Source organism: Bradyrhizobium iriomotense (assembly GCF_018129405.1).
In the GTDB taxonomy this organism is placed as follows: Bacteria; Pseudomonadota; Alphaproteobacteria; order Rhizobiales; family Xanthobacteraceae; genus Bradyrhizobium; species Bradyrhizobium iriomotense_B.
In genome coordinates, this window is sequence record NZ_JAFCLP010000020.1 from 74819 (window position 1) to 84103 (window position 9285).

Genomic DNA, 9285 nt, shown 5'->3' on the forward strand with positions numbered 1-9285 from the left:
CATTACTCCGCAATGCGCTCGACGAAGCGCGTCTTGATCGGCAGCTTGGCCGCCGCCAGGGTCAGCGCCTCACGCGCCGTCTGGGTGTTGACGCCGTCGATCTCGAACAGCACCCGGCCCGGCTTGACGCGAGCCACCCACAGTTCCGGCGAACCCTTGCCGGAGCCCATGCGAACTTCGGCCGGCTTCTTCGACACCGGAACGTCGGGGAACACGCGGATCCAGACGCGGCCGGCGCGCTTCATGTGGCGGGTCAGCGCGCGGCGGGCGGCTTCGATCTGGCGCGCGGTGACGCGCTCCGGCTCGGTCGCCTTCAGGCCGAACTGGCCGAACGCCAACGTCGCGCCCGAAGACGCAACGCCGTGGATGCGGCCCTTATGCGCCTTCCGGAACTTCGTTTTCTTAGGTTGCATCATGGCTTTAAGCCCTCAAATCCCTGTGCGGCTTTAGGCTGCGGCCGTATCGCGGCGCCCACGGCCACCACGATCACCACCGCCGCTGCTCTCGCCTTCGGCCATTCTCTTGTCCTGGGCCATCGGATCGTGCTCGAGGATCTCGCCCTTGAAGATCCAGACCTTGACGCCGCAGGTGCCGAAGGTCGTGAACGCGGTCGCAACGCCGTAGTCGATGTCGGCACGCAGCGTGTGCAGCGGCACGCGACCTTCGCGGTACCACTCCATACGCGCGATTTCCGCACCGCCCAGACGACCCGAGCAGTTGATGCGGATGCCTTCCGCGCCGAGACGCATCGCCGACTGCACGGCGCGCTTCATGGCGCGGCGGAACGCCACGCGGCGCTCCAGCTGCTGCGCGATCGACTCGGCCACCAGCGTCGCATCGAGCTCCGGCTTGCGGATCTCGACGATGTTGATGACGACGTCGGACGAGGTGATGTCCGCAACGCGCTTGCGCAGCTTGTCGATGTCGGCGCCCTTCTTGCCGATCACCACGCCCGGACGGGCCGAGTGGATGGTGACGCGGCACTTCTTGTGCGGACGCTCGATCACGATGCGGGCGACGGCCGCCTGCTTGAGCTCCTTGTGCAGGATCTCGCGGATCTTGACGTCCTCGTGCAGCAGCTTGCCGTATTCCTGCTTGCCCGCGAACCAGCGGGAATCCCAGGTCCGGTTGATGCCGAGACGCAGACCGATCGGATTGATCTTTTGACCCATCGTGTTCTCCTGCGCCCTTAAGCCGCTGCTTCGGCTTCGACCTGACGAACGATGATCGTCAGCTGCGAAAATGGTTTGTAGACACGGCCCGAGCGGCCACGGCCGCGGGCGGCGAAGCGCTTCATCACGAGGCCGTTGCCGACGAACGCCTGCGCCACGACGAGATCGTCGACGTCGAGGTCGTGGTTGTTCTCGGCGTTGGCGATAGCCGATTCCAGGCACTTCTTCACGTCGACCGCGATCCGCTTGCGCGAGAACTGCAGGTCGGCGAGCGCGGCAGAAGCCTTCCGGCCGCGAATGAGCTGGGCGACCAGGTTGAGCTTCTGCGGGCTCACCCGCAGCATCCGGGCGACCGCCTTGGCCTCGTTGTCGGCGAGGCTCCGTTCGCGCTTAGGTTTGCTCATCGTTTAATCCTCAAGCCTTCTTGGCTTTCTTGTCGCCGGAGTGGCCATGGAAGGTCCGGGTCGGCGAGAACTCGCCGAACTTGTGACCGACCATTTCCTCGTTGACCGCCACCGGCACGTGCTTCTGACCGTTGTAGACACCGAAGGTCAGGCCGACGAACTGCGGCAGGATCGTCGAGCGACGGCTCCAGATCTTGATGACATCGTGACGGCCGGACGCACGCGCGGCATCTGCCTTCTTGAGCAGAGAACCCTCGACGAACGGGCCTTTCCAGACTGAACGAACCATGTCCGGCGTTCCTTACTTCTTCCGCTTGTGGCGGCTTAGGAGAATGAATTTGTTGGTCGACTTGTTGGTGCGGGTCTTCTTGCCCTTGGTCGGCTTGCCCCACGGGGTGACCGGGTGGCGACCGCCGGAGGTACGACCTTCACCACCGCCGTGCGGATGGTCGATCGGGTTCATCGCAACACCGCGGTTGTGCGGGCGACGGCCCATCCAACGCTTGCGACCGGCCTTGCCGATCGAGGTGTTCATGTGATCCGGGTTCGACACCGCGCCGATCGTGCCGCGGCAACGGCCGTGCACCAGGCGCTGCTCACCCGAGTTCAGGCGGATGATCACGTAGTCCTGGTCGCGACCGACGAGCTGGGCGTAGGTGCCGGCGGAACGGGCGAGCTGACCGCCCTTCCCGATCTTGACCTCGATGTTGTGGATGATAGTGCCGACCGGCATGTTGCCGAGCGGCATGACGTTGCCCGGCTTCACGTCGACATAGTTGCCGGCGATGATGGTGTCACCCACCGCCAGGCGCTGCGGCGCCAGGATGTAGGCCTGCTCACCGTCCTGATACTTGATCAGCGCGATGAAGCCGGTGCGGTTCGGATCGTATTCCAGCCGCTCGACGGTCGCGGGCACGTCGACCTTCTCACGCTTGAAGTCGACGGTGCGCAGCGTCTGCTTGTGACCACCGCCGCGGAAGCGCACGGTGATGCGGCCGGTGTTGTTGCGGCCGCCCGAGGACTTCTTGCCCTCGGTGAGCGCCTTCAGCGGCTTGCCCTTGTAGAGGGCCGAACGATCGACCATCACCAGCTGGCGCTGGCCCGGCGTCGTGGGATTGAATGTCTTCAGTGCCATCGTCGTACGACCTTACAGACCGGTGGTGACGTCGATCCGGTGGCCCTCTTCGAGGGTCACGATCGCGCGCTTGGTGTTCGACTGCGAACCGAGATTGCCGCGGAAGGCCTTGACCTTGCCCTTGCGGACCAGCGTGTTGACGCTCTTGACCTTGACGTCGAACAGCTTCTCGATCGCTTCCTTGATCTGCGGCTTGGTCGCCTTCGCGGCCACCTTGAACAGCACCTTGTTGTGCTCCGAGGCGATCGTCGCCTTTTCGGTGACGACCGGCGACAGGATCACGTCGTAGTGGCGAGGCTCGATGTTCTTCGTCATTTGAAGCGCGCCTCCAGCGCATCGATGGCGGCCTTGGTCAGAACGAGCTTCTGACGGCGCAGGATGTCATAGACGTTGATGCCCTGGATCGGCAGCACGTCCATGTTCGGGATGTTGCGGGCAGCAGCGGCGAAGCCGTTGTTGAGCTCGGCACCGTCGATGATCAGCGCGTTGGTGAGGCCAAGGCCCGAGAAGTGACCGAGCAGCGCCTTGGTCTTGGCGGCTTCCAGCGCTGCCTTCTCGATCACGACGAGATCGCCGTCCTTGGCCTTGGCCGAGAGCGCATGCTTCAGAGCGAGCGCGCGGACCTTCTTCGGCAGGTCGGTGGCGTGCGAACGCACCACCGGACCGAAGGCACGGCCGCCGCCACGGAACTGCGGCACGCGGGCCGAGCCGTGACGAGCACCGCCGGTGCCCTTCTGCTTGTACATCTTCTTGCCGGTGCGCCAGATCTCGGCGCGACCCTTGGCCTTGTGCGTGCCGGCCTGGCGCTTGTTGAGCTGCCACTGCACGCAGCGCGCGATGATGTCCTCGCGCGGCTCGAGACCGAAAATGGCGTCGGAGAGCTGGACCGAGCCGGCTTCCTTACCTTCGAGGGTGGTGACCTTCAGTTCCATCTCACGCCTCCTGCGCAGCCGGAGCGGCTTCCGCGTCGCCAGCAACCTTGAACTTGCCGGGCTTCGGAGCTTCCTTCGGCAGCGGCTTCTTGACGGCGTCGCGCACGCGGATCCAGCCGCCCTTGGAGCCGGGAACGGCGCCTTCGACGAGGATCAGGCCGCGCTCGACATCGGTCTGGACGACGCGAAGGTTGAGCGTGGTGATGCGATCGACACCCATGTGGCCGGGCATCTTCTTGTTCTTCCAGGTCTTGCCGGGGTCCTGACGACCACCGGTCGAACCGATCGAGCGGTGCGAGATCGACACACCGTGCGTGGCGCGCAGACCGCCGAAGTTCCAGCGCTTCATACCGCCCGCAAAACCCTTACCGACCGAGGTGCCGGTGACGTCGACGAACTGGCCGACGACGAAGTGATCGGCCTGGATCTCGGCGCCGACCGGGATCATGGCGTCCGCGGTGACGCGGAACTCCTCGACCCGGCGCTTCGGCTCGACCTTGGCGACCGCGAACTGGCCGCGCTCGGCCTTGGGCATGTAAACGGTCTTGCGGCTGCCCGAACCGAGCTGGAGCGCGACGTAACCGTTCTTCTCTTCGGTGCGGTGGCCTACGACCTGGCAATTGCCGAGCTTCAGCACGGTCACGGGGATATGTTCGCCGGCCTCCGTGAAGACCCGCGTCATCCCGACCTTTTGTGCGATCACTCCGGAGCGCATCGGCTTGCTTCCTGTTCTCTTTGTCCGCTTTCGCGAACGGGATCCAAAATCTTAGAGCTTGATCTCGACGTCGACACCGGCGGCCAGGTCGAGCTTCATCAAAGCATCGACGGTCTGCGGGGTCGGATCGACGATGTCGAGCAGGCGCTTGTGGGTGCGCATCTCGAACTGTTCGCGGCTCTTCTTGTCGACGTGGGGCGAACGGTTGACGGTGAACTTCTCGATGCGGGTGGGCAGCGGAATGGGTCCGCGGACCTGCGCGCCGGTGCGCTTCGCCGTGTTCACGATCTCACGGGTCGACGTATCGAGGATACGATGGTCGAACGCCTTGAGACGGATACGAATGTTTTGGCCGTTCATTGCCGAATCTTTCTTAGTGAGTGGCGAGTAGCGAATAGCGAATAGAAACTATTCGCCACTCGCCATTCCCTATTCGCGTTGTTACTCGATGATCGAGGCGACGACGCCGGCGCCGACGGTGCGGCCGCCTTCGCGGATCGCGAAGCGGAGCTTCTCTTCCATCGCGATCGGCACGATCAGGTGCACTTCCATCGCGATGTTGTCGCCCGGCATCACCATCTCGGTGCCTTCCGGCAGGTGCACGACACCGGTCACGTCGGTGGTGCGGAAGTAGAACTGCGGACGGTAGTTGGTGAAGAACGGGGTGTGGCGGCCGCCCTCCTCCTTGGTGAGGATGTAGGCCTCAGCCTTGAACTTGGTGTGCGGCTTGACCGAACCCGGCTTGGCCAGAACCTGGCCGCGCTCGACGTCCTCGCGCTTGGTGCCGCGGAGCAGAGCGCCGATGTTGTCGCCGGCCTGGCCCTGATCGAGCAGCTTGCGGAACATTTCGACGCCGGTGACGGTGGTCTTCTGGGTGGCGCGGAGACCGACGATCTCGATTTCCTCGCCGACCTTGACGACGCCGCGCTCGACACGGCCGGTCACGACGGTGCCGCGGCCCGAGATCGAGAACACGTCTTCAACCGGCATCAGGAACGGCTGGTCGATCGGACGCTCCGGCTGCGGGATGTACTCGTCGACGTTGCGCATCAGCTCGAGGATGGCGTCGTGGCCGAGCTTCTTGTCGGAGTCTTCGAGGGCGGCCAGAGCCGAACCCTTGATGATCGGGATCTTGTCGCCCGGGAATTCGTACTTCGAGAGCAGTTCGCGAACTTCGAGCTCGACGAGCTCGAGCAGCTCCGGATCGTCGACCATGTCGCACTTGTTGAGGAACACGACGAGCGCGGGCACGCCGACCTGGCGGGCGAGCAGGATGTGCTCGCGGGTCTGCGGCATCGGGCCGTCAGCGGCCGACACGACCAGGATCGCACCATCCATCTGGGCGGCGCCGGTGATCATGTTCTTCACGTAGTCGGCGTGGCCGGGGCAGTCGACGTGCGCGTAGTGGCGGTTCTTGGTCTCGTACTCGACGTGCGCGGTCGAGATGGTGATGCCGCGAGCCTTCTCTTCCGGCGCCTTGTCGATCTGGTCGTACGCGGTGAACGTCGCACCGCCGGTCTCGGCGAGGATCTTGGTGATCGCCGCGGTCAGCGACGTCTTGCCATGGTCGACGTGACCGATGGTGCCGATGTTGCAGTGCGGCTTGTTACGTTCAAACTTTGCTTTGGCCATTTGACTCTCCGTTCAACCGTCAGCTTGAGACCGACGACAATCAGGCAAACTTCTTCTGGACTTCTGCCGACACGTTGGCCGGCGCTTCTGCGTAGTGATCGAACTGCATGGTGAAGGTCGCGCGCCCCTGGCTCATCGAGCGCAGGTTATTCACGTAACCGAACATGTTCATGAGCGGCACCATCGCGTTGATGACGTTGGCGTTGCCGCGCATGTCCTGACCCTGGATCTGACCGCGCCGGGAATTCAGGTCGCCGATGACCGAACCGGTATAGTCTTCCGGGGTCACCACTTCGACCTTCATGATCGGCTCGAGCAGGACGGACTTGCCCATCTGCAGCGCTTCGCGGAAGCAGGCGCGCGAAGCGATTTCGAAGGCGAGCGCCGACGAGTCGACGTCGTGATACTTGCCGTCGACGAGCTGCACCTTGACGTCGACCACGGGGAAGCCCGCGACCACGCCGGACGACAGCACGCTCTCCAGGCCCTTCTCGACGCCGGGGATGTATTCCTTCGGCACCGCACCGCCGACGATCTTCGATTCGAACTCGTAGCCCTTGCCGGGCTCGTTCGGCTCGACGATGAACGACACGGCCGCGAACTGGCCGGTACCGCCGGTCTGCTTCTTGTGGGTGTAGCTGTGCTCGACCCGCCTGGTGACGCGCTCACGGAAGGCCACCTGCGGCGCGCCGATGTTGGCGTCGACCTTGTAGGTGCGCTTGAGGATGTCGACCTTGATGTCGAGATGGAGTTCGCCCATGCCCTTGAGGATGGTCTGGCCGGACTCGTGGTCGGTCGACACGCGGAAGGACGGATCCTCCGCGGCGAGCTTGGCGAGCGCCACGCCCAGCTTCTCCTGGTCGGCCTTGGACTTCGGCTCGATCGCGATCTCGATGACCGGCTCGGGGAATTCCATCTTCTCCAGGATCACCTGCTTGTCGGGATCGCACAGCGTGTCACCGGTGCGCGCTTCCTTGAGGCCGGCCAGCGCGACGATGTCGCCGGCATAGGCCTCCTTGATGTCTTCGCGGTTGTTCGCATGCATCAGCAGCATGCGCCCGATGCGCTCCTTCTTCTCGCGGGTCGAGTTCACGACGCCGGTGCCGCTCTGCAGAATGCCGGAATAGATGCGGCAGAAGGTGATGGTGCCGACGAACGGGTCGTCCATGATCTTGAACGCGAGCAGCGCCAGCGGCTCCTTGTCGTCCGCCTTGCGCACGACTTCGTTGCCCTTGTCGTCGGTGCCCTTGATCGCGGGCACGTCGAGCGGCGACGGCAGGTAGTCGACGACGGCGTCGAGCAGCGGCTGCACGCCCTTGTTCTTGAAGGCAGAGCCGCACAGCACGGGATAGAACGCGCCGGTCAGCACCGCCTTGCGGATCAGGCGCTTCAGGGTCGCCTCGTCCGGCTCCTTGCCGTCGAGGTAAGCGGCCATGGCGTCGTCGTCGAGCTCGACGGCGGCTTCCACCATCTTCTCGCGGTATTCCTTGGCCTGGTCGACGAGGTCTTCCGGAATGTCGACATAGTCGAACTTTGCGCCGAGCGATTCATCGTTCCAGATGACGCCCTTCATCTTCACGAGGTCAACGAGACCCTTGAAGTTGTTCTCGGCACCGATCGGAAGCTGGATCGCGACGGGCTTGGCGCCCAGACGGTCGACGATGTCCGCCAGACACTTGAAGAAGTCGGCACCGATCTTGTCCATCTTGTTGGCGAAGACGATGCGCGGAACTTTGTACTTGTCGCCCTGGCGCCAGACGGTCTCGGTCTGGGGCTCGACGCCCTGGTTGGAGTCGAGCACGCAGACGGCGCCGTCGAGCACACGCAGCGAACGCTCGACCTCGATGGTGAAGTCGACGTGGCCGGGAGTGTCGATGATGTTCAGGCGCTTGCCGGCCCAGAAGGCGGTGGTCGCAGCCGAGGTGATCGTGATGCCACGCTCCTGCTCCTGCTCCATCCAGTCCATCGTCGCGGCACCTTCGTGCACTTCGCCGATCTTGTGGCTCTTGCCGGTGTAATAGAGGATGCGCTCGGTCGTCGTCGTCTTGCCGGCGTCGATATGCGCCATGATACCGAAGTTACGGTAGTCCTCGATGGCATGTTGGCGGGGCATGAGGTGTTCCTTGCGAGTCCGTTTGTTTCGCCGTTACCAGCGATAGTGCGAGAAGGCGCGGTTGGCTTCCGCCATGCGGTGCACGTCTTCACGCTTCTTGACGGCGTTCCCCCGGTTATTCGATGCGTCCAGGAGCTCCGCCGAGAGCCGCTCGGTCATCGTCTTCTCGTTGCGCTCCCGCGCAGCCGCGATCAGCCAGCGGATACCGAGGGCCTGCCGGCGGGTCGAGCGAACCTCGACCGGAACCTGGTAGGTCGCGCCGCCGACGCGGCGGGAGCGAACCTCGATCGTCGGCATGACGTTCTCGAGCGCCTGCTCGAACACGCCGAGCGGGTTCTGCTTGGTCTTGGATTCGATGATGCCGAACGCGCCGTAGACGATACCTTCGGCGACCGACTTCTTGCCGGCATACATCACCGAGTTCATGAACTTCGTGACGATGATGTTCCCGAACTTCGGATCCGGGAGAACTTCGCGCTTTTCCGCAGAGTGGCGACGAGACATAGGCTTGGTTCCCGCTTACTTCGGACGCTTGGCGCCGTACTTCGAACGACGCTGCTTACGGTTCTTGACGCCCTGGGTATCCAGAACGCCGCGGAGGATGTGGTAGCGCACGCCGGGCAAGTCCTTGACGCGGCCGCCACGGATCATGACCACCGAGTGCTCCTGGAGATTATGGCCCTCGCCGGGGATGTAGCCGATCACCTCGAAGCCGTTGGTCAGGCGCACCTTGGCAACCTTACGAAGCGCCGAGTTCGGCTTCTTCGGGGTCGTGGTGTAGACGCGGGTGCAAACACCACGCTTCTGAGGCGACTGCTGCAGCGCCGGCACCTTCTTGCGCGACTTCTGCACTTCCCGCGGTTGAGCGATCAGCTGGTTGATCGTCGGCATCCTGGCCTTACCCTTTGTTCTGCCGCGGCCCCTTCCGGGCCCGCTGTCTTGCCGCGGCCCGTTACCGGGACCGCAAATTCTGTTCGGGCCACCCGCCCGACGAGGCCGCCTCAAGCGGAACAATCCGCGCAAAGCGAAATTGCGCCAACCGCTCCATCAACGAGCGGAAAGCGCTTCGACGCCACAGAGGACCGCGATATTGAGGCCGGTCAGCGTAAAGCTGCGGCCCGCGCACCGAGGTCATGCATCCGAGTTTGATCTCAAGAGAACGTGCTCAAGAGAACTAAATTC

The 9285-nt window shown here is 63.8% G+C and carries 13 protein-coding genes; all 13 read right to left on the reverse strand.

Annotated elements, in window-relative coordinates; translation table 11 throughout:
- Positions 1 to 2 precede the first annotated feature (2 nt).
- The 13 genes from rplP to rpsL all read right to left on the reverse strand — a co-directional run bounded on the left by rplP (position 3) and on the right by rpsL (position 8994).
- Positions 3 to 416: a 50S ribosomal protein L16 gene (rplP, locus tag JQ592_RS30570; RefSeq protein ID WP_008136349.1), complete on the reverse strand. Its 414-nt coding sequence runs from the start codon at positions 414 to 416 to the stop codon at positions 3 to 5.
- A gap of 30 nt (positions 417 to 446) precedes the next feature.
- Positions 447 to 1172, reverse strand: coding sequence for a 30S ribosomal protein S3 (gene rpsC, locus JQ592_RS30575; RefSeq protein ID WP_211406467.1), 726 nt, complete (start codon positions 1170 to 1172; stop codon positions 447 to 449).
- Positions 1173 to 1189: 17 nt separating this feature from the next.
- Positions 1190 to 1576 (reverse strand): 50S ribosomal protein L22, encoded by a 387-nt coding sequence (gene rplV / locus JQ592_RS30580; RefSeq protein ID WP_008549264.1) that lies wholly within the window; start codon positions 1574 to 1576, stop codon positions 1190 to 1192.
- 10 nt (positions 1577 to 1586) lie between these two features.
- The gene (rpsS, locus tag JQ592_RS30585) at positions 1587 to 1865 is read right to left on the reverse strand and encodes a 30S ribosomal protein S19 (RefSeq protein WP_008136357.1); all 279 of its coding nucleotides are present in this window, start codon (positions 1863 to 1865) and stop codon (positions 1587 to 1589) included.
- Between the two features lie 12 nt (positions 1866 to 1877).
- A complete protein-coding gene (rplB, locus tag JQ592_RS30590) occupies positions 1878 to 2711 on the reverse strand; it encodes a 50S ribosomal protein L2 (protein WP_060736369.1) in 834 nt (277 codons plus the stop codon).
- Positions 2712 to 2723: 12 nt separating this feature from the next.
- Complete coding sequence (locus tag JQ592_RS30595; RefSeq protein WP_018647244.1) at positions 2724 to 3026, reverse strand: 50S ribosomal protein L23; 303 nt, start codon at positions 3024 to 3026, stop codon at positions 2724 to 2726.
- On the reverse strand, positions 3023 to 3643 hold the full coding sequence (gene rplD, locus JQ592_RS30600; RefSeq protein WP_018647243.1) for a 50S ribosomal protein L4: 621 nt from the start codon (positions 3641 to 3643) through the stop codon (positions 3023 to 3025). Before rplD ends, JQ592_RS30595 begins: the two co-directional genes overlap by 4 nt.
- A 1-nt stretch (position 3644) precedes the next feature.
- Entirely contained in the window at positions 3645 to 4358 is a 714-nt protein-coding gene (gene rplC / locus JQ592_RS30605) for a 50S ribosomal protein L3 (protein ID WP_025036993.1), read from the reverse strand.
- A 51-nt stretch (positions 4359 to 4409) separates the two neighbouring features.
- Complete coding sequence (gene rpsJ / locus JQ592_RS30610) at positions 4410 to 4718, reverse strand: 30S ribosomal protein S10 (RefSeq protein ID WP_002712302.1); 309 nt, start codon at positions 4716 to 4718, stop codon at positions 4410 to 4412.
- 81 nt (positions 4719 to 4799) lie between these two features.
- Positions 4800 to 5990 (reverse strand): elongation factor Tu, encoded by a 1191-nt coding sequence (tuf, locus tag JQ592_RS30615; RefSeq protein WP_211406468.1) that lies wholly within the window; start codon positions 5988 to 5990, stop codon positions 4800 to 4802.
- 40 nt (positions 5991 to 6030) lie between these two features.
- Positions 6031 to 8103, reverse strand: a complete 2073-nt coding sequence (gene fusA / locus JQ592_RS30620; RefSeq protein WP_211406469.1) for an elongation factor G — start codon at positions 8101 to 8103, stop codon at positions 6031 to 6033.
- A 33-nt stretch (positions 8104 to 8136) separates the two neighbouring features.
- Complete coding sequence (gene rpsG / locus JQ592_RS30625) at positions 8137 to 8607, reverse strand: 30S ribosomal protein S7 (protein WP_018647239.1); 471 nt, start codon at positions 8605 to 8607, stop codon at positions 8137 to 8139.
- A gap of 15 nt (positions 8608 to 8622) precedes the next feature.
- On the reverse strand, positions 8623 to 8994 hold the full coding sequence (rpsL, locus tag JQ592_RS30630; protein ID WP_007603006.1) for a 30S ribosomal protein S12: 372 nt from the start codon (positions 8992 to 8994) through the stop codon (positions 8623 to 8625).
- Positions 8995 to 9285: the final 291 nt, after the last annotated feature.